Below are 23,314 nucleotides of genomic sequence, written 5' to 3'. Positions count from 1 at the left end.
CTGTATCAAAAAGTGGCATGAAAAAGCGGCATAAACTGCCGCTTATGATGCCGATCAAGTCTTGCCTAGAGGTTAATCGACAATATCGAGCACCACGTCGTCACCTATGGTGTAGAGGGCCTGAGTGAGGCGCTGCTCGGCGGCCTCATCTTTGACGCTCAGGCTAAAGTTGGCGCGAAACAGGGCGACACCCGTATGGCTGGCGGTCTCATAGTGGGTGGAGAGACGCTCGATATTGGCGCCCAGCTCATTGATCTTATTTGAGATATCATGCACCAGGCCGGGTCTGTCATAGGCGACCAGGGAGTAACGGCGAATGGTCTGCGGCGCCTGGGACTTGCGCGTCTTGGCGTAGGTGAGGGTGAGGCCTTCGATGCATTCCAGGTTTTCAAGCAGGGTGTCCCAGTTGGCGGCGGGGACTTCCAGCAGCAAGATGGCGGCGAAGATGCCGTCGATATGGCGCAGCTCAGAGTCGAGCCAGTTGCCGCCGTGGCGGCTGACGCTGTGGGCTATCTGTTCGACTAATCCCGGTTTATCGGCGACTTGCAGGGTAACTAAATATCGTAACATTTCGCATAGGCTCCATCAGTTGGTTTTGTGCGGTTTCGCCACGCGCCCAGCTCCAGGCACGCTTGATTCAATTTCCTGTAATAACAATAAGAAAAGCGGCTGAAAAAGTTAAACAAGCTCCTATAATGATGACATTTTCTGGTTGTAACATTAGTGTCATCTTTGCGTCATATAATCCCGACTGTCAGAAAAAGGGCTTGCCTCGATTCACTATAGTTAACATAGCAGAAACGACAATCCCAGCGAAAACTCTACTGAACAAAAATTAACGAGGTTCTTAATGGAAACTCAGGTCATTCAACCTGGTTCTACTGCAACAGATTTGTTGATGGGCAAGGGCTCCAGCAAGCGAGCATTTAAGGATAAGCTCACCCAGTTTGGGGTGACGATGGGCGGCACCATGGTCTTCGTGGCGCTCTTGCTGATCTTTTTCTACCTTCTCTATGTTGTAAAGCCGATTTTCGATGGGGCAGATATCACACCAGTGATAAATGTCGAATTGCAGGATGCTAAGGCGCCTGCGCTCATGGTGGGCAGTGACGAGCAGAACGAGATCCTCTATCGCGTGTCGCAAGATGGCGGGGTCAGCTTCTATAGCGCCCTGAGTGCCAACCAGGTCGAGCAGGCGCACATAAACGTGCCCCAGGACGCCGAGATCGTCAGCAGCGTCGCTTCGGTTCCGAGCGAGCAGCGCTTTGCCTTCGGCCTCTCTAACGGTCAGGTGATCATCGGCGGCGTTAACTTTGCCGTGACCTACCCAGATAACAAGCGTCTCATCACCCCAAGCCTGCGTTATCCGCTGGGCGAAACGCCGCTGCAGGTGTCTGAGTCGGGCACGCCGCTCTATCAACTGGCCTTCGCATCGGCCTCTGACAAGCTTAGCTTTGCCTACCATGACGCCAATGGTCGTTGGTTCCTGACCCGCCACAACGGTGAAGAGAACATGATGACCGAAGAGGTGGAGTGGGAAGCGACCACCAGTCAGATCAACGAGGCGCCTGCCCAGGTGGATCAACAGCTGATGACCCCTGACCAGCGCCAGCTACTGCTGCGCTCGGGCAATCGTCTGTATGTTTACGATATCCGCTATGTGGATGAGATCGCCCTGAGCCAGGTGCTCGAACTTGAGCGCGCCAAGACCAAGGTGACAGACGTTGCCCTGCTGGCCGGTGCCAGCTCACTCTTGGTGAGCTATGACAATGGTCAAATCTTCCAGTATTTCCAGGTTAACGGCGAGAAGGGCCGTCAGTACCAGGCGATCCGCGACTTTAAGAACAAGGCGGGCGTTAAGCGCATCGCCGGTGAGTTCTACCGTAAGAGCTTCGCCACCGTGAGCGAGTCTGGCGAGCTGGATCTGCTCTATACCACGAGTCAGCGTAAACTCTTCACCGAAACCTTCGATCTGGCCCACGCCACACAGATGGGCTTTAGCCCGCGCGCCAACGCCCTGGTGGTCGAGGCGGGCAACAAGCTGCATCTGTTTGCGGTGGAAAACAGCCACCCAGAGGTCTCTTGGAGCGCCATGTGGAGCAAGGTGTGGTACGAAGGTTACCCCGAGCCGCAATATGTATGGCAGTCAACCTCTGGCTCAGACGACTTCGAAGCCAAGCTCAGTCTGATGCCGCTGGCGTTCGGCACCATGAAGGCTGCGCTGTACGCCATGCTCTTTGCCACGCCGCTGGCGATTGCCGGCGCCGTCTATACCGCTTATTTCATGTCGCCGAAAGTGCGCGCCGTGGTTAAGCCGACCATTGAGATCATGGAAGCCCTGCCTACGGTTATTCTCGGCTTCCTGGCCGGTCTCTGGCTGGCACCGCTGATTGAGGATCACCTGCCGGGGATCATCATGCTGCTGGTGCTACTGCCTATCAGTATCTTGCTGACGGCACTGGCCTGGTACAAGCTGCCGGGTCGCTGGAAGCAGCGTCTGCCTGAAACTTACCAAGAGCTGATGCTGGTGCCGGTGATCTGTTTCGTGGGCTGGTTTGCCTTCTATATCAGCCCGAGTATCGAAGTGGCCTTCTTCGGCGGCGATACCCGTCTGTTTATCACCAATGAGCTGGGGATCACCTTCGACCAACGTAACGCGCTGGTGGTGGGTATTGCCATGGGCTTTGCGGTGATCCCAACCATCTTCTCTATCGCCGAAGACGCCGTGTTCTCTGTACCGCGTCACCTGTCTAACGGCAGCCTGGCGCTGGGTGCCACCAACTGGCAGACCCTGACCCGCGTGGTGCTGCTGACGGCGAGTCCGGGGATCTTCTCGGCGGTCATGATGGGCCTCGGCCGCGCCGTGGGTGAAACCATGATCGTGCTGATGGCCACGGGTAACACCGCCATTATGGAGTGGAGTGTATTCGAGGGGATGCGTACCCTGGCGGCCAACATCGCCGTGGAGATGCCTGAATCGGCTATCGGCAGCTCGCACTATCGCGTGTTGTTCCTGGCGGCCTTCGTACTGTTTATCTTCACCTTCCTGTTTAACACCATCGCCGAGGTGGTAAGACAGCGTCTGCGTGAACGCTACAGTTCACTCTAAGGGAGGCTGGCATGTTATCGATTTTTAATTTTTCGCCTGTGACGTTAAGAGGCCAATGTAATGGGTAAGTGGTTTAAGTCGGGCTCCCCCTGGATCTGGATGACAGGTGGCGCCGTGAGTATCAGTTTGATTGCCGTGTTGGGCTTGTTGCTGTTGATCGCCTGGCGAGGATTGAGCTACTTCTGGCCGGCGGATATCTACCAGTGGGAAGTGGTGGATCAGCAGAGCAAGCGCTCAACCATTATCGGTGAGATCTACGACAAGGAAGAGGTGCCTGCCGAGCGCCTGATCGCCGCCGGACACAAGTTTAGTGAAGATCCCGGTGAGCTGGTGACCCGCTATCTGATCAAGACGGGTAACCGCGAGTTTGTCGGCCTGGACTTTCGCTGGGTGCTGGAGACCGATATTGTGTCGCGCACCATGCCAAAAGATGTGGCAAAGCTAGAGCGTAGCAAGAACGGTGACTTCTTCGGTTATCCCATCGCCATCATAGAAGACGGTAAGCGCCTGGCGCTGGATGATGTGGAAGTCTCGTTTGAAGAGCATATCGAGCGTGCGGTCGCCCTGAGCGACAAAGCCACCACGCTGCAGAAACGTGAAATTGGCGCGGTTAACTATGCGCTGGAAAACCTGCGCCTTAAGGAGCGTCGCTATGAGCTGGATAACGCCCTGACCGACAGCCGCAAGCTGGAGCTGCAGGCCGAGCGTGACAAGCTGCAGGCCGATTACAAGATATTGGAGAAAGCCTTCTTCGACCTGCGAGCAGAGGCGGGCCGTGATGCGGTGATCGTCCGTGATATGCGCGGCGAAGAGGTGACCCTCAAGCTAGATAGCATTCTAGGTGTGACTTACTCTAATCGTCTGGGCGTCCTGGGTAAGCTGGGTCACTGGTTTAGCGGCGTGGGCAACTTCGTCAGCGCCGACCCCCGCGAAGCCAATACCGAGGGTGGTGTGTTCCCGGCTATTTTCGGTACCGTCTTCATGGTACTGCTGATGGCGGTGATTGTGACCCCGTTTGGCGTGGTCGCGGCTATCTATCTGCATGAATACGCCAAGAAAGGCCCAATCACTAAGATGATCCGCATCGCGGTGATCAACCTGGCGGGTGTCCCCTCGATCGTATACGGCGTATTTGGTCTGGGCTTCTTCGTCTACATGCTGGGTGGTTCTATCGACCAACTCTTCTACCCTGAAGCCCTGCCAGCACCTACCTATGGCTCGCCTGGGGTGATCTGGTCGGCGCTGACCCTGGCTATTTTGACCTTGCCTGTGGTGATCGTCTCGACCGAAGAGGGTCTGAGCCGTATTCCAAGCTCGGTACGTCAAGGCAGTCTGGCGCTGGGGGCGACTAAGGCCGAGACCCTGTGGCGCATCATCATCCCGATGGCGAGCCCGGCGATCATGACGGGGCTTATCCTGGCGGTGGCCCGTGCGGCCGGCGAGGTAGCACCGCTGATGTTGGTGGGTGTGGTGAAGCTGGCGCCGACCCTGCCGATCGATATGAACTTCCCCTTTGTGCACCTTGAGCGCAAGTTCATGCACCTTGGTTTCCATATTTATGATGTGGGCTTCCAGAGCCCCAACGTTGAGGCGGCGCGCCCCTTGGTTTACGCGACCTCCTTCCTGTTAGTGTCTGTGATTGTGAGTCTTAACCTGACCGCCATCGCGGTACGTAATCACCTGCGTGAGAAATATCGCTCGCTGGAACACTAACCTAAAACCCGAATTAATCGCGCCTGGGCTAGGCTAGGGCGCGAATAACCTTTATCCTGAAGTGATTAGGAACAGATATGATTTCGATAGATCAGTCGGTAATGAAAACAGAGACTTTAGACTTAAATAATTTAAGCAGCGAGCAGACCGCACTTGAGATCCGTAACTTAGATTTAAAATATGGCGACAAGCAGGCCCTGTTTGACGTGTCGATGAAGATCCCTAAGAAGAAGGTAACCGCCTTCATCGGCCCCAGTGGTTGTGGTAAGTCAACCTTGCTGCGCTGCATCAACCGCATGAATGATCTGGTGGATAACTGTAATATCGACGGCGAGATCCTGCTGCACGGCCAAAACATCTACGACAAGAAGGTAGATGTGGCATCCTTGCGCCGCAACGTCGGCATGGTGTTCCAGCGTCCAAACCCTTTCCCTAAGTCTATCTATGAGAACGTGGTCTATGGCCTGCGTCTGCAGGGGATCAACAACCGTCGTCAGCTGGATGAAGCCGCCGAGCGCTCGCTACGCGGCGCCGCGATTTGGGATGAAGTGAAAGATCGTCTGCACGACAACGCTTTCGGCCTGTCAGGTGGTCAGCAGCAGCGTCTGGTGATTGCCCGCGCCATCGCCATCGAACCCGAAGTCTTGCTGCTCGATGAGCCAACCTCGGCGCTGGATCCTATCTCGACCCTGACCATCGAAGAGCTGATCACTGAGCTAAAGTCTAAGTATACCGTGGTGATCGTGACCCACAACATGCAACAGGCGGCGCGTGTATCGGACCAGACCGCCTTCATGTACATGGGCGAGTTGGTGGAATATGCCGACACTAACACCATCTTCACCACGCCGAAGAAGAAAAAGACCGAAGATTACATCACGGGTCGTTACGGATAATTGGGCCTGCGCCAGATTTGAATTGCAAAGAATTGATAAGGTTGAATGTCAATGGAAAACATGAACTTAAATAAACATATCTCGGGTCAGTTCAATGCCGAGCTCGATGATATTCGTAACCGTGTACTGGCGATGGGTGGCCTGGTTGAGCGTCAGCTGGAACAGGCGCTGGATGCCCTGGGTAACTTAGATGCCGAGCTGGCGCAGAAGGTGATCGATGGCGACCACAGCGTGAATGGTATGGAGGTCTCTATCGATGAGGAGTGTACCCGTATCATCGCCAAGCGTCAGCCAGCAGCCAGCGACTTGCGTCTGATCATCGCCATCTCCAAGACGATTGCCGACCTTGAGCGTATTGGCGATGCCTGTGTAAAGATTGCTGCGGCGGCGCTGGATAAGCGCCTGAAGAATCAACAGCCATTGCTGGTGAGCATAGAGCACATGGGGCGTCACGCGACCCGTACCTTGCACTCGACCCTGGATGCGCTGGCGCGTATGGACGCCGAGGTGGCCGTCGAGCTGCACAAGGAAGACAGCAAGCTAGATAGCGAGTACGAGGGTATTATCCGTCAGCTGATGACTTACATGATGGAAGATCCCCGCTCTATCCCTGAGGTACTAGACGTACTCTGGGCGGCGCGCGCGGTCGAGCGTGTGGGCGACAGATGTCAGAACATCTGCGAATACATCATCTACTATGTTAAGGGTAAAGATGTGCGCCATACCTCTTATGAAGAGATGAAACAGATCTAAGCTCAGCATCGAGTCTTAATTAAAGAAAAGCAGCCTAAGGGCTGCTTTTTTGTGTCTGGTGATCACCTGTTTTTTTTATCAACTAATTGAGTTAATCGTCATTCAAGCTTACACCGCAGTGGGGGCATTTGCTCATTGGGGTGATTGGAATGGCACCATTACTTTGGCGAGGAATTTTGTTGCATGCAGGGCAACGACTCCAGTAATTGATCCCAAACAGTCCCACGATAAAACCGACAATACCCACCGCTAACACGACGAAGAACCAAGGTTTCACAATGGGTTCGGGGATGAGTGCTAATGAGGCTATTGAGATTATAAATATCAGCAGTCCTGAATAGCCATACTTACGCCTCAGTGTCAGTTGATGTTTATACTGCTGCTTCAGATCACGCTGTTTGTTCATTGTGTCTCACTCTAGACGTTATCTATTCGCTCGGTTTCGCGATAATTGCAGGCTCTCATCTTATCGCAGCTTATCACATAGTATTGATTCTACTATCAATTTAACCGATTTTGTCTAAGCACGTTTGGTCGTTGCTACATCGGGGGAGTGGTGTCGATGACTTACCTTTCGAATATCGCTTCACGGCTTATTCTTGCGGGGATTCATAAGAAGAATAAGGCAATGTCTCTAGATAAGACATTGCCTCGCACTTACTTAATGGTTACCAAATTAAAGGTTACCAAACTTGCCGTTGGTGTTCTTCCACCGAGCCTGTGGCAGAATGGTTTCCATGACATCCCAGTGCTCGACAATCTTGCCGTTCTCGACTCGGAATAAGTCGTAGTAGGAAGTCGGTTTATCGGCGAATGCTCCCTCGCTAACGGCTAATACGAAATTACCCTCACCAAGCACCTTGTGGTTTTTAAAATATTCCATAGTGATCCCTTGCTTGGCCATAGCTTCAATGGCTTGGCCAAGACCCGATAAGCCGTCGGCAATTGCCGTGTTGTGCTGCAGGTAATTATTATCATCGATAAACTGACTTAGCTTGTCATACTCGCCATTCACCAGGACTGTGTTGACAAAATCCGTGACTAGGGCCTTGTTTGCTTCTGTCTTATCTGTGTCTTTGATTTCGGTTGAACCATCAAGTTGGGTTCGATTACTTGGGTTAGGCTTATCGGCTTTAATGTCTAGGTTATCCCAGTGCTCAACTATTTTTCCCTCTTCAAATCTGAAGATGTCGAAGCCTACCTTGGGGCCAAAAAAGTTGTAGTCGGTTTGGGTGAAGACATAATCCCCGTCCTGAAACGCCCTGATGACATTTACTCTTGCACTGCCCTTGGGGAGAGCTTGTAAGAGTTCACCGAATCCCGCTAGACCGTCGGCAACGGCTAGGTTGTGCTGGGTATATTTCTGTGGGTTAACATAGCTAACGGCGTTTTGGTCTCCCGTTTCTATTGAGTTTAGTAATGTAACGGCTTTATCTCGATTCGATATGGTCATGTCAGACTCCACAGCTGATGATGGGATAGAAATAGCAGATAAGGTTAGGGCGCTTGCAAGCAGGCCTACGACGGTTTTACATTTCATTTTTTTACATCCACTCGGTTAGGTTGAGTGAATTCTAAAAAGATGAGGATAAATCGTTAGGTAAATGTGGGAGGGGAAATGGTAAATGTTGAACCTAATTGCTGTTTCTAAATTGGCTTGGGGTCATCAGGGTATGTTTTTTAAAGTATTTTACGAAGTTGCTTGGCTCGTCAAAGCCCAGTGACTCGGAGAGTTGTTGTATTTGATACTTCTCAACGATCAGACGCCGCTTAGCTTCCAAAATAGTATAAGCATCAATAAGTTGTTTGGCCGTTTTGTTGGTGACGAGTTTACATAGCTTATTAAGCGTTTTGTAAGTTGTGCCTAGCAGCTCAGCATAGTCATTTGCATCTCTTGTCTTTGAGTAGTTCTGCTCCAAGAGCGTGATAAAACGATTAAATAGTGCTACCTGATATTGCTTCATGCTCGAATGGTAAATGTCTGGCCTTCCTTCACTCGTCTTGATCAGTAAGGCAGCAAGTAGGGTCTGTAGGTATTTAATGTTGATATGGTAAGCGTGAAACTCACTCTCGATGAGCTGTATCAGATGAGCAAGTTGCTCACGGGTAACCTCATCGACTCGGAAACTGGGGAGCGCCGAAGAGATGAAGTGGGTGGGTGGCAATATCTGAATGCCAGCATTAGATGTGACTCGTTGAATATATTCTTCTGTAAATACAATAAGTTTACCTTGTGGTTTTTGCTTGGTGTCAAACTTGTGCACTTGCCCTTTATTGATAAATACTATGCTGCCTTTCGATACCGGGAATTGATGAAAGTCCACCAAATGTTCGCCCGTACCTTGGGTAATGAGTAACAAGTTGTGAAATGTGATTCGATGGGGGACATTGGCGAACGGCAAGTTACCCGATTCATGTCTACGATAGATGCTGGCAAGATCTATGACCTCAAATCCCACCTCAGGCAGGTGTGACTCTTTAAAGTGAACATCGGGGATCTGAGGCATAGTTAACATGCGGATCTCGCGTAAAAGCAGGTAATTCAACTAAGAAATTTAAACAGTTTTGATATTGCGTACAACTTAAATCTCTCAGCCATGAATGTGAAAGCCCTATCTCGAAGCGCAACAGAGTCTCGATTTCGGTGGCCTTATTAGTGTCTTGCTTTAAGCCTATTTAGTGGAAGTGATAGCGCCATTGTCGTAACTGCTTGATGCGTTTTACTATTTGCGTTAGTGTCCTTAGCCAGTACGGTTTCGAACGAGAGAAAGGCGCCGATGAATAGAGTGATAGGCGTTTAAACGGTTATGGCATGGACCTGTCCTAAATGCGGCTGGAAAGATAAACCTAGTCAGCACAAATATTATGCGTCGAAAGGCTTGGCTCGGCCCAGCTGTGAAATGTGTAATCCCTCATTTAAGCAGAGACTTTCAGGCCTAAGGCGAGACCTTATTATCGGCTCATTTTCAAATACCTATATGGGCTATGGCCCCTTGGCCACCTTGCCCTATATTCCCCTGGTGATGCTGCTACCCGTCGCCGTTCTCTTTTGGGTTCACGGGACTGCGGCCATAGTGTTAAGCCTGCTGCTATTCATCGTTGGCTGGCTTAGCAATGCTTATATCGCCACTAAGGTTGGAGAGCTGATTCGCCATCGCCTGCAGCGAGGTAGGTCGATTTATGACCTTGTGCTTGGCTATTACGCGCCTTTGTTGCTGGTGCTGGTAGCGGCGCTGATATTGGCGCCATTTCTTATTTAACAGGGAGACGTTATGGATATATACGATATTTTTCAAAACTTCAGAATCAACGATTTAGCAAGGGAAGCGGGGCAGGCTAAGTCTCACGCCAGAGCCAATGAGGTAAGCTTGCAGGGCCTTCAAGATCAGATAGATCACCTCTCAATGGTGTGTCTTGCCATGTCTGAGTTACTCGAAGAGATAGGCTTTAACAAGGAGATGCTGGTTGCCAAGATCCAGGAGATCGATCTGCGCGATGGCAAGCTCGATGGAAAATTTACCCCGGCCATTCATTGCGTCGGTTGTGGTAGAAAACTAGCGCCGCGCCATGTTACCTGTCTCTATTGTGGCGCCAAGGTGAAGAGTGACTCGGTGGTGCAATCACAACATGGTCGCTAATTTTTTATTGAGAACAAACGTCTTGGAAAGCTTAAACGATGCGCTAGCAACTTAAGCGCTATCAAGCTAAGCGTTAGCGAGGAGAGAGCACGATGAAACGAGTCGGTAACACCGAGATTTTGCCTGTGCACAAGGCGAGTTGTCATTGTGGGGCGGTGGAGTTGGCCTTGAGTCTACCCAATGGCATACAGAAGCCCAGGCGCTGTGATTGCTCTATCTGTCGCCGCAAGGGGGCTATCGTAGTCTCGGTGACGCTAGACGGATTAAGCGTCGTTAAGGGGCAAGAGCAGCTTAAGCTGTACCAGTTTAATACCCATACCGCGAAGCATTATTTCTGCGGGATTTGCCGCATCTACACCCATCATCAGCGCCGCTCTAACCCGAATGAGTATGGTGTTAATCTAGGCTGTCTCGAAGGGGTTAACCCCTATGATATCGGAGAGGTGGCTGTGAGTGATGGGGTGAATCATCCCTCTGACAGCTAGCTAAGTCTGACAGCTAGCCGGCGCTGCCAAGGTCTCCTTATCCTGCAGTGGCCTCGCCTCGATAGAAGAGATAGCGCCTTTCTTCCAGCAGTTGGCTCGATTATCTAGGCTGGTCCCAGAGCAGGTATCTTATTGGGGGCCAGCTTTGTTGGTCAGACCCATTATTTTTCAGTTAGTTAGCTTTCAATCCCTCTAGGGGAGATCTACACTAGGGCGTCTTTAATTTGGCAGGCAATGTCTGGCTGGTAATGTTTGGCGTTTGGCTGGCTCAGTTAGGACTGTGAGGGCTTTGTGCCTGCGACCGAATATCGATTTATAAGAGGGATTTTGAGTGCTTGGGATATTTAATAAGGGCGAAGGCAATAAGATGAGGGCGGGCCTTGGCCTATTGTTTGTGTTGCTCTTGGGGTTAACCCTTGCCAAGGGGGGCTATCTGTATCTTAAGGATATTGCCCTGACTAAGCCGTTTTTTACTTTTACCAACCCCGCGTGGGGGCTCTGGTTGATACTGCTCTTTGGTGTCCGCCCCAGTGTGAATCTGCTGGTGAGTGTGATAATGCTCTTTTCCCTGCCACTCTATGCGGCGTGTTTGCTCTTTGTTGGTTACTGGCCGGTCGTCACCTATCTCATTGGGGGGCAGGTGCCCAGCCTGTTCGAGCTGAGTAATTGGTTGCTAAGCATAGCTTATGGCCCACTCGCGGCGCAGATGGACTATTTCACCATAGCCAACCGCTTGGCTCAGTTTGCCGATCTGCGTTATTTCATCATGCTGGTTACTCTCTCTGGTGGTCTGGCGATGGCGGTCATCTTACCCATGGCGCATCTTCCCCTTGCCGGGGGACTCGCTAATCGGCGGGGGCTGGATCTCGATGCTGGAGCTGAAACGCCGATTTGGCTTAGCCTGTTCGGGCGACTCCTATTGGGGATTCTTTTTTATAATGTCGCCTATCCCTTGCTGGCCTTCGCCAGCATCTTGCCCCTTGGGCTCAACTATCTGGCGGTATGGACAGTGCTTTTGACGCCTATACTGGGTTTTGGGCTGGCGTTGATTAATTGGCATCGGCCACATGATGAGAAGCTGGGCGCCGGGTTGATTCGCTATTTTTCCCTCGCGCTGTTGGCGTTGCTGGCCGGTTATATCTGGCATAATTTCGACGATCTATTTGGGGCGCTTCTTAAGGTTACACAAGGTGATCTGACCCAGGCGCTGGTATTCCTCTTTCTGTTAACCGGCTTATTTGTTCTATTTATGCTGGCGAGCCTGGTAAGAGCAGGCGAGGGTAGTAAGAGTTAGTGGAGGGCTAACCTTGCAAGGTTAGCGCAAGACTGTCTTGTGATGCGTTAGTCGACTTGTCACTCTTGCATTTGTTTATTAACCCATCAGCCCAATCAAAGAGGAGAGAAGAGATGGCGCGCAGCATAGTGGTGATCGACCATCAGATGAGTTGGCATCAGGTGTTTAAGGTCGAGAAGGCGCAGCTGCTGATGGCGCTGGGGGAGTGTGTCGTTAGCCTTGAGCATATCGGCAGTACCTCGGTGCCTGGGCTGGCGGCCAAGCCGATTATCGATATGCTGCTAGAGGTCGACAGCTTGGCGGCGCTGGATGCACAGGCCGAGCAACTAAGGGCCTTAGGCTATGTCGCCCGTGGTGAAAATGGCATTAGCGGGCGGCGCTACTTTTGCAAAAGCGAAGAAAGTAAAAGCGAAGAAAGTAAAAGCGAAAAAGATATAAGCGAAGAAGGGAAAAGGGATGAATACAAAGCTGGTCCGCAACGCACCCATCATCTGCATGCCTTTCAAAGCGGCAGCCAGCAGCTGATCGCCCACCGCGCCTTTCGTGATTATCTTATCGCCCACTCAGAGTTAGTGAATCAATATGGGCAGTTAAAGCGACAGGCTGCGTTTGAGTGTGACCATGATAGCCGGCGTTATATGGCGCTGAAGGAAGATTTTATGCGCCAAAATCTGGCGCTGGCCATGAAGTGGTATGCTCAAACCTAAGAAAGTTGCGAATAAGTCCTCGTGGCACTCTCTTTTGTAAGCCGATGTAGAGCATTGTTGGTGCCTTGTTCGGTAAAGGATCATCTTGATTCCCTTTTGCGGCGACTATGGGTATATTGCCTGTGAATAGAGTCGCCCAATAGGGGCAAGAACAGAGACGAGCTTATGTCTACCCATCAAGGTCAAAGTAAATTAGATAGAGTGCTGGCCGAGGCCCGCGAGTATAAGGCCAAGCGCGAATCGGGCTACCGTGAACAGGCCCTTAAATTATATCCCTGGATCTGCGGCCGCTGTACCCGCGAATTCACCCATTCCAATCTCAGGGAGCTGACGGTGCATCACAGGGACCACAATCATGACAACAATCCCAGCGATGGCTCCAACTGGGAGCTACTCTGCCTCTATTGCCATGATAACGAACATGCCAAGTATGAAGAGTTGATCCAGTACGGACCGACGAGTGAGACTCAGGTAGAAGCGGCGACCTACAATCCCTTCGCCGATCTCAAGAACATGATGAACAAGAAGTAAGGCTCATGCTTTGCTAATTATCGGCGTCTTGCGCTGCGAGACGCCGCTCCGCCTCTAGCCACTTCTGACGGCTGATGATCTGCTGGTTTTCCCCGGTTTTTCCTTGCTGCTTTCGACGCTTCACATTGGCCCAAATTTCGGCCTGACGTGACTCGTCCGCCTGTCCCCAACCGACTATTTCGTCGATATGGCGATAACAGCCCATACAGATATCTTCATCATTTAGGCCACAACGGGCCACGCAGGGTGATTGCATCTTAGCTTTATATACTCATGTGAAGTGGTGGCGGCATTCTAAAATAGCTAAGGTGAGGGTTCAACCTGGCTGTGATGCTGGTGCACGCTGTTTATTGGTGCTAGCATCTTGTTATTAGTCATTTAAATTCAATTGGTTGTGAATTTTTGCGGGGTGTTGTTATGGGGCTGAAATACAGATCTGTCCTCTTGGTGATCGGCATGTTGAGCTTATCGGCCTGTTCGTTACTGGAAGTTAAACTCGAGAGTGGTATCGAACCCTTGCCACAGGCACAGCTTAACATGCGGGTCTTCAGCCGCGACTTTAGCCACACCTTCTACGCCAAGGTGGAGCAGGGGGCGGATCAGATAGTGCTGGAGAAAGGGGATGATCTGTCTATCAAATCCAATGCCTTGATGTGGAAGATCAACAGCGAACAGGCGTTGCAGCGGGCGATCTTTCAGGCGTCCCCCGTCGCGGCCATGGTGGATACCTGGACGCTGACGGCGCAGATGAGCGCGTTTTTCGACGGCGGTGCGGGCGCATCCCTGTTTGGCGATCAACAAGGGGTCGCCATCGAGGTCAGCAAGGTGCTGCAGGCTGATTTTGAACGTTCCATAAAGGGCTTTGTTGAGCCAGGCGAGTTTAAGAAATACCAGGCGTTTATCTTAGATTATGTGGCCAAGAATCCCATCACGGATCTCAGCTTTGCCCGGCATTCCGCCTTCAACGACTGGCTGGCCTATCGTAACATCAGCGAATTTGAGGCGGTGACAACCTTTGGTACTGTGCCCGAGGTGATGAGTGACGTATCGGATCGCATGGCGATGATCGCCGAGCAGACGCCTAAGATCCTAGGCTGGAAGGCGGAGCTCTACGCCCTGCATGCCAACATCAATCCTGAGACTGTGCAGCAGACACTGCAGAGCATCAGCGATACCTCGGCTAAGTTCCAGCAGTTGATGGCTCAGAGTCCAGAGATGATGCAGACCCTGGCGGTGGATCTGCGTCGTGAGCTGATGCCACTGCTTGCGCAGCTCAGTGAAACCACAGACGATAAGCTGGCTAAGCTCTCTGTTGAGCGTGAGGCGTTAACCCAGATGGTTCAACAGGAGCGTCTGGCGCTGGAGGAGATGGTCAATCGTCAGCGCGTGGCGGCTGCGGCGGATCTCGATGCTATCAGTCAGCACGCGGTCGAGCGCGCGTTTGCCGAGCTGACCAAGACCCTCAAGAGCCTGATCCTCTATCTGGTGCTATTCTTCGTGGTCTGTTTCTTTGCTCCCTTGGGACTTGGCGTCTGGTTGGGTAAGCGCATGGCCTTTAAACAGCGGCCGTCTTCGACATGAGCTGGCTGACCAGAGCGGCGGTCAGGCTGTGATTGCAGAGCAAGCTGGTTTACAATTGGCGTGCGCCGGCGAGGTTTCGCCGGCGTTTCTATTTTGGCCCTATTGGTTAGGGTGAGTGAGCCGGGGGGCCTTAATGTCGTATGCCAAACAGTTTACAGCCTTAGATAGTTTGCTAACGGGCAGTCGCGCGTTGTGGCAGATGAAGGCCTTCGAGGCGAGAGCCTTGCCCTGGCAGGATGAGTTTCCAAGGCTTGCCGAGCTGCTCTGGCAGATCCATGACGATGAAATCGACGGTCTCGATAGCGACAGTGCGGCGCTGCACGCGCGCCTGGCGCCTGCCCTCGAGGCGGATCTGGCCGCTAAAGGATTGAGCTGGCCGCTCCCCTTGCTGGGCGAACTGGCACAAGGGATCAGGCCGACAGACAAAGCCTCCCACGACGCAGGCCTGTCAGAGAGTGAACAAAGTCATTTCAGCGCCCATATCAAGGGGCGTAAGTGGCAGCAAATTGTTGATTTTGCCGCGCGAGTCACCCCGAGGAATGATGAGATCTTGGAGTGGTGTGCTGGTAAGGGACATCTGGGCCGCTTGCTGGCCAAGGCTCAAGCGCGAACCGTGGTGAGCCTAGAGTGGCAGCAGTCGCTGTGTGAGGCCGGCGAGCAGTTTGCCCACCAGTGGCAGTTGCCCCAACGCTTCGTCTGCGGCGATGCCCTGGCTGAGTCTGCCCAAAAACTGCTTAAGCGTGAGCAGCAGGCGGTGGCGCTGCATGCCTGCGGCGAGCTGCATATGAGTCTGCTGCGCGGCGCCGCCAAGGCCAGAACCCGTGACTTGGCAATCGCCCCCTGTTGCTATCATCTGATCCCCTGCAGCCATTATCAGCCGCTGTCAGTTCTCGCTCAGGCGAGTGAGCTCTCGCTCAGCAAACACGATCTTCAGCTTCCCTTGCAGCGATCTGTGATTGCTAACGCCAAGGCAAGGGCGCTTCGCCTTAAAGAGGTGGCCTGGCGATTGGGTTTCGATAGCCTGCAGCGTGATGCCAGCGGCCGAGCTAAGTACCTGCCAATACCCGCAGTGAAACAAAGTCAGTTAAGTGGTAGTTTTCGCGACTTCTGCCAATGGGCGGCGGCGCAAAAGCGGGTGGACTTGCCGGATCTTTGGGATGATGAGGCTTATCTTGCCAGGGGGCTTGAGCGTCAGCGACTGACACGGCGCATCGATCTGGTGGCGCACCTGTTTCGTGAGGCCTTGGAGCTTTGGCTGCTGCTCGATAGAGTCTGTTTCCTAGAGGAACAGGGCTATCAGGTGAGTCTCAGCGCCTTTTGCGATATCGAGGTAACCCCGAGAAACGCATTGATCCAGGCCCATCTGCCTGAGCCCAGTTAGGCGCTCTCCGGCTTCCCTGATCGTTGCATGTCAGAGTCGCTTTTTTGACCATTTAGAGGCGCCTTAAGGCGCTTAACTGGTTTTTTACTCGTTTGCTCTGTGGAAGAAACCCGGCGTGCGCTGTCATAAATTTGCCAACTCGCGCCTAAAAAAAGCCGCCCTATGGCGGTTTTTTATTGAATCATTCGCCGTTTCTTGCTCAAATGGCGGGTTAACACAGAAAGATAAAAATTGGCCGAATAAGTGCCGATATAATGAGCGAAACAGAACGGTTTCATGAAATATTCTCGCGTTTTTATAAATAGTCTGGCCTATGAGCTGGCACCTGAAGTGGTTTCGACTTCAGAGTTAGAGTCTCGATTAGCTCCCCTGTACCAAAAATTCCGGATCCCTATGGGGCAGCTTGCCGCATTAACCGGGATCCACGAGCGTCGCTGGTGGCCTAAGGGGCATAGATTGTCCGACGGCGCATTGGCGGCGGCCCACAAGTCTATCGAGGAGACGGGGATTGATGTGGCCGATCTCGGCGCCGTGGTCTATACCGGCGTCTGCCGCGATCAGCATGAGCCGGCGACCGCCTGTCGTATCGCCGCCGAGCTGGGAGTCTCTAAGGATACCGCCATCTATGACATCAGCAACGCCTGTCTGGGTGTGTTGTCGGGTATTTTAGATATCGCCAACCGTATCGAGCTGGGTCAGATCAAGGCCGGCCTGGTGGTCTCCTGTGAATCGGCGCGCCATATCGTGGACATCACCATAGACAACATGCTGGCCGAGCCGACCATGCAGAACTATGCCCAGTCGCTGGCGACCCTGACCGGTGGCTCCGGCGCCGTGGCCGTACTGCTCACCGATGGCAGCCTGCCGCTGAAGAGTGAGCGTCAGCATCAGCTGCTCGGCGCGAGTCATCTTTCGGCGCCCGAACATCATAATCTCTGCCAATGGGGATTACAGGAAGCCGGTACCCAGCTGTACCGCGAGTTTATGCGTACCGACGGTGTCGCCCTGCTTAAAGAAGGGGTCGAGCTGGCCCGTCATACCTGGGCACATTTCCTCGAGCAGCGTAACTGGCTGGTGGAGCAGGTCGACAAGGTGATCTGTCATCAGGTCGGCGCCTCCAACCGCAAACAGGTGCTGAGCGCGCTTAATATCCCTCAGGAGAAAGAGTTCCCCACCTATCAGCTCCTTGGCAACATGGGCACTGTCTCGTTGCCCGTGACGGCCGCCATGGCCCACGATCAAGGATTTCTGCGTAAGGGCGATCAGGTCAGTTTCCTCGGCATAGGCAGTGGACTCAACTGCATGATGCTCGGGCTCAAGTGGTAATCGGCTCGTCTACTCATTCTGGATAGCACAGCATAGGGGCGACGCCGAGCGGCGTCGCCCACTCAAGGCATAATCATAACAGGTACCCCCATGCTCGATTCGTTATTTCCTTTTAAACGCAATTACTTAGACCGTAATGGTCACAAGTTGCAATATGTGAATGAGGGCCAGGGTGAGCCCGTGGTCATGGTGCATGGCAACCCGAGTTGGTCTTTCTATTATCGTAATCTGGTGAAGGCACTAAGCCCGAATCATCAGTGTATCGTGCCGGATCATATCGGCTGTGGCCTGTCGGATAAGCCAGACGATGCCGGTTATGACTACACCCTTAAGAATCGCATCGACGATCTCGAAGCCTTGCTCGACCACCTCGAGGTGAAAGAGAAGATCACCCTGATCGTTCACGACTGGGGCGGCATGATCGGCATGGGCTATGCGGCCCGTTATCCCGAGCGGATCAAGAAGATCGTGGTGCTTAATACCGGCGCCTTTCATCTGCCGGAGGCCAAGCCGTTTCCCTGGGCACTGTGGATCTGCCGCAATACGCTTTTGGGCACGGTACTGGTGCGTGGCTTTAATGCCTTCTCCTCTATCGCTTCCTATGTGGGCGTCAAGCGCGCGCCTATGTCTAAGGCGATACGCGAGGCCTATGTGGCGCCATTTAACTCCTGGGCGAACCGCATCTCGACCCTGCGTTTCGTACAAGACATTCCCCTTAAGCCGGGCGATCGCAACTATGAGTTGGTGAGCGAGATCAGTGAAAAACTGAGCCAATTTAACCAGCTGCCTATGATGATCTGTTGGGGTCTCAAGGATTTTGTGTTCGATAAACACTTCCTCGATGAGTGGAAGCATCGTTTCCCCAAGGCTGAGGTGCATGAGTTTGCCGACTGTGGTCACTATATCCTGGAAGATGCCAGCGATGAGGTAGTGGCTCAGGTTCAGCAGTTTATGGCGCGCTAACGCACTAAAGCATTAACGCACAAAAGCACTAAAGCACTAACGCATTAAGGGGGAGGCGAATGTCTGAGACAGAGCAAGTTGGCGCTAATTTGTGTCGTCATCTCAACCGGGCGGCCAAAGAAGCCCCCTATGAGCTGGCGGTGGCGGTGCAGAAGGCCAGAGGCGTTTTCAGTAAACAACTTGACTATCAAGAGCTGAATTTTGCCGAGCTCGATGCCATGAGCGACACGCTGGCCCACGGCCTTTACGCCTATGGCATCAAACGCGGTGCCAAGGCGGTGTTGATGGTCACCCCAAGCCTTGAGTTTTTTGCCTTAACTTTTGCCCTGTTTAAGGCGGGGATAGTGCCGATCCTGGTGGATCCCGGCATGGGAGTGAAAAACCTTAAGCAGTGTTTTGAAGAGGCGGCGCCCGATGCCTTTATCGGCATTCCCAAGGCGCATCTGGCCCGGCGTCTGTTTGGCTGGGGCAAGTCCAGCCTGACTCACCTGGTGACCGTCGGTGGCAGCAAGCTGTGGGGCGGTGCGAGTCTGGAGCAGCTTAAGCAACTGGGGCAAGGCAAGGGGCCTTTCGCCATGGCTAGGCTCGATGATGACGAGATGTGCGCCATCTTGTTTACCAGTGGCAGCACGGGCACCCCTAAGGGCGTTGTCTATTCCCATCGCATGTTCGAGGCGCAGATAACTGCCCTCAAGCATGATTATCGAATCGCTCCAGGCGAGCGCGATCTGGCAACCTTCCCGCTGTTTTCCCTGTTCGGCCCGGCACTTGGCATGGCCTCGATTGTGCCTGAGATGGACGCCAGCAAGCCTATCACCGCCAATCCCGACTATATTTTCGCGGCCATCGAGCGCTATCAATGCACTAACATGTTCGTCAATCCGGCGCTTATCGAGCGTTTGGGACAGGCGGGCACAAGCAGACAGCCTAAGGTGCAGCTTAGTAGCCTTAAGCGGGTGATCTCGGCAGGCGCCCCGGCGACCATAGCGTCCATCAAGCGTTTCAGTGAGATGCTCAAGCGTGACGTGCCCGTGCTTAACTCCTACGGGGCCACCGAGTCGCTGCCGCTGAGCATGATCGCCAGCCATGAGTTGTTTGATACCACAGATATCACAGATAACGGCGGCGGGATCTGCGTCGGTAAGCCGATAGCGGGTGTCGAGATACAGATAATCGCTATCGATGAGGCCGAGATCCCTAACTGGTCGGCGGATCTCTGTCTGCCAAACGAGCAGATAGGCGAGATAGTGGTTAAAGGCCCCATGGTCAGCCCTAGTTATTATCGCCGTGATAAGGCCACGTCCCAGGCAAAGATTTTTGATGCCCAGGGTCAGCACTATCACCGCATGGGAGATCTTGGGTATCTCGATAATCAAGGAAGGCTGTGGATGTGTGGCCGTAAGGCCCACAGAGTGGATTGCTTAGTCGATGGCCAGCAGCGCCGCTATTTCTCCATCCCCTGCGAGCGTATTTATAACACCCACAGCGATATCAAGCGTTCCGCTCTGGTGGGAATAGACGTTAAAGGTGAGATGCAACCGCTCATCTGCCTCGAACTCAAGCAGGGGCTGAGCTGCAGCAACGCCGCGGCGCTCTACAACGAGCTTAGGCTGCTGGGTGAGGCCCACAGTCAGACCCAGGGGATCACCCGCTTTCTTATCCACCCGGGTTTCCCCGTCGATATCCGTCACAACGCCAAGATCTTCAGAGAGAAGCTGGCGGTGTGGGCGCAGTCCACCTACAAGGAGTGATAGGGAGTGAGCATCACTAAGTTTGCCAATAACAAGGATAACCTCAAGCAGCACCCAGAGGAGGTTGAGGCGCTGGCTCAACTGGCCAGGGTGAGCCGTCACGCCTTTGTGACCGGCGCCGGTGGGTTTCTGGGCAAGGCGATCTGCCAACGTCTTTGCGCTGCCGGTATCAAGGTGACAGGTTTCGCCCGGGGGCATTATCCCGAGCTAGAGGCCATGGGCGTTAACATGGTGAGTGGTGATATCTGCGATCTTGATGCGGTAACCCATGCCATGGCGGGATGCGATCTGGTGTTCCATGTGGCCTCTAAGGCGGGGGTATGGGGCAGCAGGGAAAGCTATTTTGCGCCTAACGTACAAGGCTGCGATAACCTGCTCAAGGCCAGTATCGTCCAAGGTGTCGACAGTTTCGTCTATACCAGTACGCCGAGTGTGACCTTTGCCGGCGAAGATGAGTCGGGTATCGATGAGCACGCGCCCTATGCCAGCCGTTTCCTTAACTATTACGGCGAGTCTAAGGCGATCGCCGAGCAGAGGGTGACGGCGGCCAATGCCACACCACTTGCGAGCGGAAAATCGTCTAGCCGAGACATGCTCAATACTGTGTCACTCAGGCCACACCTTATCTGGGGGCCGGAAGATCCCCACCTGGTACCCAGGGTGATCGCCCGCGCCCGTGCCGGCAAGCTCAAGCTGGTGGGTAAGGCGGATAAACTGGTGGATACCATCTATGTGGGCAACGCCGCCTATGCCCATATTCTGGCGGCCTTGACCCTCAAACTGCGCCCGCAGCAGTGCGCCGGCAAGTGTTACTTCTTGAGTAACGATGAGCCGATCACCATGGCGGCCATGCTCAACAAGATCTTGGCCTGCGCCGATCTTGCACCTGTCGATAAGCGGGTGCCCGCCAGCATCGCGTATCTGGCCGGGGCACTGTTAGAAGGGGTCTATGGTCTGCTGGGTAAGCGGGAAGAACCTATCATGACCCGCTTCGTGGCCAGACAACTCTCGACCAGTCACTATTTCGATATTTCGGCAGCCAAGTCGGATTTAGGTTACCGACCACTGGTGTCTATCGATGAGGGGATGGTTTCTCTGCGTCATTGGCTATCTTCGACTGACAACAGTCACTAGTGTCGCCATTGGGCCTAAGTCTGTTTGGGGCTAAGTCTGCTTGGGCCTGGCTTGTGTCTGGGATTGTGTCTGGTTTTGTGCCAGATCTTGTATCTGTGCTGCTTAAGGGGCTGGCGCCTCTTCCATGGCGGCGATCATTACCTTGGCAATTTCATCGTAATAGCTGGACCAGGCCTGCTCTATGGCCGGATTACACGCATCTCTCAGGCAATCTTGAATCGATAGCATCAGGGCCGAGCGCACCACATCAAACTGCGCCGGTGTGACGCCGTAACCCCTATGTTTTCGCCCCAGCACCACCAGGCGGGGTTTTATCTCCTCGAACTGAAATACCTTGGTTGCTGCGGTGGAGATCAATTCATTGAAGTGATATTCAAATACCGGTCGTTCGCTCTTGAACATGGGGCGGATCAAGGGGGCCATGGCAAACAGGCAATCGTAGAAGATGGCGGCAAAATTACTGCTTTGCCGATCGATCTCCGCATAGGATTTCTGGATTAATCTTTTTTGCTCATCGGTGAGAGGCATGGCATACCCTGTCGGCTCAGATCATCTTTTACACTGCAACTTGGCCCCGCTTGAGCGAGGACAGTGCAGGCAAACTAACTATAGCCTATGCAGGTGCCTAGGCTGTAGTTGAGGGTCATTGACCTAGGCTCACACCTGAGGGTTTACATCTATGGGCTTACACCTTTGGGCTTAGGGCTATCCGTGGCTGATAAAGCCCGAGTTCGTGTCTGAGTCTTCAGTTTTTTGCTTAGCCGCAATGGCGGCGACTTCGAGCATCGCCTGGGTGAGTTGGCTGAGCTGCGCCGCGCTGATGGTGTAGGGCGGCATGATGTATATGTAGTTTGAGAAGGGACGAACCCATACGCCGCGATCTACAAACGCCTGTTGTAGCGCCGCGGTATTCACGCTTTGCTGCATTTCAATCACACCGACGGCGCCTAAACAGCGCACCGCCTTTACCCCTGCTATTGTACTGGCCGGGGCCAACTCTTGTTTCATCTGTTGCTCGATGGCGGCGACCTGCTCGGGCCATTGGTTTTGATTGATCAGATCCATACTGGCACTGGCGGCCGCGCAGGCCAGCGGATTACCCATGAAGGTGGGGCCATGCATGAAGACGCCAGAGGGCGAGTCGCTGATCCCCAGGGCCACCTCGTCGCTACATAATGTGGCGGCCAGGGAGATATAGCCGCCGGTGAGCGCCTTACCCAGGCAGAGAATATCGGCCTCTATGTCCGCGTGTTGGTAGGCAAACAGCTTGCCGGTGCGGCCAAAGCCGGTGGCTATTTCATCTAAGATCAACAACACCTTGAAACGATCGCACAGTTCTCGCAACCCTTTCAGGTAGTCGGCGCTGTAGAAATGCATGGCGCCTGCGCCTTGCATGATCGGCTCGATAATTACCGCCGCTATCGTCTGATGATTTGCCTCCAGTAACGCCTCCATCGCCTCGAGACCGCCCTCCCTTAACGCCTCACCGAAAGGAGTCTTGGGCGCCGGGGCAAACAGCTGTTGGGTCACCGCCTCACCAAACATGGTGTGCATGCCGCCTTCGGGATCACACACGCTCATGGCGGCGAAGGTGTCGCCGTGATAACCATGCTTTACCGTGAGTATCCGTTGTTTATTGGGATTGCTGCGTCCCTGCCAATACTGCAGCGCCATCTTCATCGCCACCTCTACGGCGATCGAGCCTGAATCGGCTAGAAACACCTTGGTGAGATTGTCGCTAGTCATGGCAATCAGTTTCTTGCTGACCGCGACGGCGGCGGGGTGGGTAATACCACCGAACATGACATGGCTGAGGGTGGAGAGCTGCTTCTGCATCGCCTCCAGGATATAGGGGTGGCCGTAACCGTGTACGCAGGCCCACCAGGAGCTGGTGCCATCGATTAAGCGTCTGCCGTCTTCCAGGATCAACTCACAGCCCTCGGCCGCCACCACCCCATAGGCCGGAAGGGCATGGGTCATCGAGGTGTAGGGATGCCAGATATGTTGTCGGTCGAATTGAAAGTCGATCTGTGGACTTACAGACATAGAAAC

At 53.4% G+C, this 23,314-nt stretch carries 23 protein-coding genes; 16 read left to right on the top strand and 7 right to left on the bottom strand.

Annotated features, from left to right (window positions below):
• Positions 1–72: 72 nt before the first annotated feature.
• On the bottom strand, positions 73–570 hold the full coding sequence (locus tag L2731_RS19025; RefSeq protein WP_239850334.1) for a glycine cleavage system transcriptional repressor: 498 nt from the start codon (positions 568–570) through the stop codon (positions 73–75).
• 280 nt (positions 571–850) lie between these two features.
• On the opposite strand from L2731_RS19025, the gene L2731_RS19020 reads away from it, so the two are divergent.
• The 4 genes from L2731_RS19020 to phoU all read left to right on the top strand — a co-directional run bounded on the left by L2731_RS19020 (position 851) and on the right by phoU (position 6,471).
• Positions 851–3,109, top strand: coding sequence for an ABC transporter permease subunit (locus L2731_RS19020; protein ID WP_249254859.1), 2,259 nt, complete (start codon positions 851–853; stop codon positions 3,107–3,109).
• Positions 3,110–3,169: 60 nt separating this feature from the next.
• Positions 3,170–4,822: a phosphate ABC transporter permease PstA gene (pstA, locus tag L2731_RS19015; RefSeq protein ID WP_249254858.1), complete on the top strand. Its 1,653-nt coding sequence runs from the start codon at positions 3,170–3,172 to the stop codon at positions 4,820–4,822.
• Positions 4,823–4,899: 77 nt separating this feature from the next.
• Complete coding sequence (gene pstB / locus L2731_RS19010) at positions 4,900–5,718, top strand: phosphate ABC transporter ATP-binding protein PstB (RefSeq protein ID WP_220073711.1); 819 nt, start codon at positions 4,900–4,902, stop codon at positions 5,716–5,718.
• A 51-nt stretch (positions 5,719–5,769) separates the two neighbouring features.
• The gene (gene phoU / locus L2731_RS19005; protein ID WP_041511503.1) at positions 5,770–6,471 is read left to right on the top strand and encodes a phosphate signaling complex protein PhoU; all 702 of its coding nucleotides are present in this window, start codon (positions 5,770–5,772) and stop codon (positions 6,469–6,471) included.
• Between the two features lie 91 nt (positions 6,472–6,562).
• Here phoU and L2731_RS19000 read toward each other — a convergent pair whose 3' ends face one another.
• From L2731_RS19000 to L2731_RS18990, 3 genes are all read right to left on the bottom strand, one after another.
• Positions 6,563–6,877 carry a hypothetical protein gene (locus tag L2731_RS19000; RefSeq protein WP_249254857.1) on the bottom strand — a complete coding sequence of 105 codons (315 nt, stop codon included), beginning with the start codon at positions 6,875–6,877 and terminating at the stop codon, positions 6,563–6,565.
• Between the two features lie 270 nt (positions 6,878–7,147).
• Positions 7,148–7,924: a nuclear transport factor 2 family protein gene (locus L2731_RS18995; RefSeq protein WP_415837087.1), complete on the bottom strand. Its 777-nt coding sequence runs from the start codon at positions 7,922–7,924 to the stop codon at positions 7,148–7,150.
• Positions 7,925–8,105: 181 nt separating this feature from the next.
• On the bottom strand, positions 8,106–8,987 hold the full coding sequence (locus tag L2731_RS18990; RefSeq protein WP_249254855.1) for an AraC family transcriptional regulator: 882 nt from the start codon (positions 8,985–8,987) through the stop codon (positions 8,106–8,108).
• Positions 8,988–9,278: 291 nt separating this feature from the next.
• On the opposite strand from L2731_RS18990, the gene L2731_RS18985 reads away from it, so the two are divergent.
• The 6 genes from L2731_RS18985 to L2731_RS18960 all read left to right on the top strand — a co-directional run bounded on the left by L2731_RS18985 (position 9,279) and on the right by L2731_RS18960 (position 13,126).
• Complete coding sequence (locus L2731_RS18985; RefSeq protein ID WP_249254854.1) at positions 9,279–9,731, top strand: hypothetical protein; 453 nt, start codon at positions 9,279–9,281, stop codon at positions 9,729–9,731.
• Between the two features lie 12 nt (positions 9,732–9,743).
• Positions 9,744–10,109, top strand: coding sequence for a hypothetical protein (locus tag L2731_RS18980; protein ID WP_249254853.1), 366 nt, complete (start codon positions 9,744–9,746; stop codon positions 10,107–10,109).
• Positions 10,110–10,201: 92 nt separating this feature from the next.
• A complete protein-coding gene (locus L2731_RS18975; RefSeq protein ID WP_249254852.1) occupies positions 10,202–10,594 on the top strand; it encodes a GFA family protein in 393 nt (130 codons plus the stop codon).
• 331 nt (positions 10,595–10,925) lie between these two features.
• On the top strand, positions 10,926–11,888 hold the full coding sequence (locus L2731_RS18970; protein ID WP_249254851.1) for a hypothetical protein: 963 nt from the start codon (positions 10,926–10,928) through the stop codon (positions 11,886–11,888).
• Between the two features lie 113 nt (positions 11,889–12,001).
• Entirely contained in the window at positions 12,002–12,595 is a 594-nt protein-coding gene (locus tag L2731_RS18965) for a GrpB family protein (RefSeq protein WP_249254850.1), read from the top strand.
• A 165-nt stretch (positions 12,596–12,760) separates the two neighbouring features.
• Positions 12,761–13,126, top strand: coding sequence for a YajD family HNH nuclease (locus tag L2731_RS18960; protein WP_249254849.1), 366 nt, complete (start codon positions 12,761–12,763; stop codon positions 13,124–13,126).
• A gap of 13 nt (positions 13,127–13,139) precedes the next feature.
• Here L2731_RS18960 and L2731_RS18955 read toward each other — a convergent pair whose 3' ends face one another.
• Positions 13,140–13,382 carry a DUF1289 domain-containing protein gene (locus L2731_RS18955; protein ID WP_239850343.1) on the bottom strand — a complete coding sequence of 81 codons (243 nt, stop codon included), beginning with the start codon at positions 13,380–13,382 and terminating at the stop codon, positions 13,140–13,142.
• Between the two features lie 161 nt (positions 13,383–13,543).
• Here L2731_RS18955 and L2731_RS18950 point away from each other — a divergent pair, with 161 nt between their 5' ends.
• From L2731_RS18950 to oleD, 6 genes are all read left to right on the top strand, one after another.
• Positions 13,544–14,707: a chemotaxis protein gene (locus L2731_RS18950; protein WP_249254848.1), complete on the top strand. Its 1,164-nt coding sequence runs from the start codon at positions 13,544–13,546 to the stop codon at positions 14,705–14,707.
• 133 nt (positions 14,708–14,840) lie between these two features.
• Entirely contained in the window at positions 14,841–16,088 is a 1,248-nt protein-coding gene (locus tag L2731_RS18945) for a methyltransferase (RefSeq protein WP_249254847.1), read from the top strand.
• Positions 16,089–16,364: 276 nt separating this feature from the next.
• Positions 16,365–17,414, top strand: coding sequence for a 3-oxoacyl-ACP synthase III (locus L2731_RS18940; protein ID WP_041511492.1), 1,050 nt, complete (start codon positions 16,365–16,367; stop codon positions 17,412–17,414).
• Between the two features lie 90 nt (positions 17,415–17,504).
• Positions 17,505–18,377, top strand: coding sequence for an alpha/beta fold hydrolase (locus tag L2731_RS18935; RefSeq protein WP_249254846.1), 873 nt, complete (start codon positions 17,505–17,507; stop codon positions 18,375–18,377).
• A 59-nt stretch (positions 18,378–18,436) separates the two neighbouring features.
• Entirely contained in the window at positions 18,437–20,128 is a 1,692-nt protein-coding gene (gene oleC, locus L2731_RS18930) for an olefin beta-lactone synthetase (RefSeq protein ID WP_249254845.1), read from the top strand.
• Between the two features lie 6 nt (positions 20,129–20,134).
• Positions 20,135–21,262: a 2-alkyl-3-oxoalkanoate reductase gene (oleD, locus tag L2731_RS18925; RefSeq protein WP_249254844.1), complete on the top strand. Its 1,128-nt coding sequence runs from the start codon at positions 20,135–20,137 to the stop codon at positions 21,260–21,262.
• Positions 21,263–21,364: 102 nt separating this feature from the next.
• On the opposite strand, the gene L2731_RS18920 is transcribed toward oleD, so the two are convergent.
• Both L2731_RS18920 and bioA read right to left on the bottom strand, forming a co-directional pair.
• Positions 21,365–21,790 carry a globin domain-containing protein gene (locus L2731_RS18920; protein WP_239850348.1) on the bottom strand — a complete coding sequence of 142 codons (426 nt, stop codon included), beginning with the start codon at positions 21,788–21,790 and terminating at the stop codon, positions 21,365–21,367.
• A gap of 177 nt (positions 21,791–21,967) precedes the next feature.
• Entirely contained in the window at positions 21,968–23,308 is a 1,341-nt protein-coding gene (bioA, locus tag L2731_RS18915) for an adenosylmethionine--8-amino-7-oxononanoate transaminase (RefSeq protein ID WP_249254843.1), read from the bottom strand.
• Between the last annotated feature and the right edge of the window lie 6 nt (positions 23,309–23,314).

Origin of the sequence: Shewanella aquimarina (assembly GCF_023349185.1) — a bacterium.
In the GTDB taxonomy this organism is placed as follows: domain Bacteria; phylum Pseudomonadota; class Gammaproteobacteria; order Enterobacterales; family Shewanellaceae; genus Shewanella; species Shewanella aquimarina.
The sequence above is the reverse complement of the archived record's forward strand: the minus strand, read 5'-3'. Positions and strand labels throughout refer to the sequence as shown.

Bases quoted from the DNA above. Each gene is read 5' to 3' on its own strand.
- L2731_RS19025 (WP_239850334.1), bottom strand. From the start codon at position 570: ATGTTACGATATTTAGTTACCCTGCAAGTCGCCGATAAACCGGGATTA.
- L2731_RS19020 (WP_249254859.1), top strand. From the start codon at position 851: ATGGAAACTCAGGTCATTCAACCTGGTTCTACTGCAACAGATTTGTTG.
- pstA (WP_249254858.1), top strand. From the start codon at position 3,170: ATGGGTAAGTGGTTTAAGTCGGGCTCCCCCTGGATCTGGATGACAGGT.
- pstB (WP_220073711.1), top strand. From the start codon at position 4,900: ATGATTTCGATAGATCAGTCGGTAATGAAAACAGAGACTTTAGACTTA.
- phoU (WP_041511503.1), top strand. From the start codon at position 5,770: ATGGAAAACATGAACTTAAATAAACATATCTCGGGTCAGTTCAATGCC.
- L2731_RS19000 (WP_249254857.1), bottom strand. From the start codon at position 6,877: ATGAACAAACAGCGTGATCTGAAGCAGCAGTATAAACATCAACTGACA.
- L2731_RS18995 (WP_415837087.1), bottom strand. From the start codon at position 7,924: ATGACCATATCGAATCGAGATAAAGCCGTTACATTACTAAACTCAATA.
- L2731_RS18990 (WP_249254855.1), bottom strand. From the start codon at position 8,987: ATGTTAACTATGCCTCAGATCCCCGATGTTCACTTTAAAGAGTCACAC.
- L2731_RS18985 (WP_249254854.1), top strand. From the start codon at position 9,279: ATGGCATGGACCTGTCCTAAATGCGGCTGGAAAGATAAACCTAGTCAG.
- L2731_RS18980 (WP_249254853.1), top strand. From the start codon at position 9,744: ATGGATATATACGATATTTTTCAAAACTTCAGAATCAACGATTTAGCA.
- L2731_RS18975 (WP_249254852.1), top strand. From the start codon at position 10,202: ATGAAACGAGTCGGTAACACCGAGATTTTGCCTGTGCACAAGGCGAGT.
- L2731_RS18965 (WP_249254850.1), top strand. From the start codon at position 12,002: ATGGCGCGCAGCATAGTGGTGATCGACCATCAGATGAGTTGGCATCAG.
- L2731_RS18960 (WP_249254849.1), top strand. From the start codon at position 12,761: ATGTCTACCCATCAAGGTCAAAGTAAATTAGATAGAGTGCTGGCCGAG.
- L2731_RS18955 (WP_239850343.1), bottom strand. From the start codon at position 13,382: ATGCAATCACCCTGCGTGGCCCGTTGTGGCCTAAATGATGAAGATATC.
- L2731_RS18950 (WP_249254848.1), top strand. From the start codon at position 13,544: ATGGGGCTGAAATACAGATCTGTCCTCTTGGTGATCGGCATGTTGAGC.
- L2731_RS18945 (WP_249254847.1), top strand. From the start codon at position 14,841: ATGTCGTATGCCAAACAGTTTACAGCCTTAGATAGTTTGCTAACGGGC.
- L2731_RS18940 (WP_041511492.1), top strand. From the start codon at position 16,365: ATGAAATATTCTCGCGTTTTTATAAATAGTCTGGCCTATGAGCTGGCA.
- L2731_RS18935 (WP_249254846.1), top strand. From the start codon at position 17,505: ATGCTCGATTCGTTATTTCCTTTTAAACGCAATTACTTAGACCGTAAT.
- oleC (WP_249254845.1), top strand. From the start codon at position 18,437: ATGTCTGAGACAGAGCAAGTTGGCGCTAATTTGTGTCGTCATCTCAAC.
- L2731_RS18920 (WP_239850348.1), bottom strand. From the start codon at position 21,790: ATGCCTCTCACCGATGAGCAAAAAAGATTAATCCAGAAATCCTATGCG.
- bioA (WP_249254843.1), bottom strand. From the start codon at position 23,308: ATGTCTGTAAGTCCACAGATCGACTTTCAATTCGACCGACAACATATC.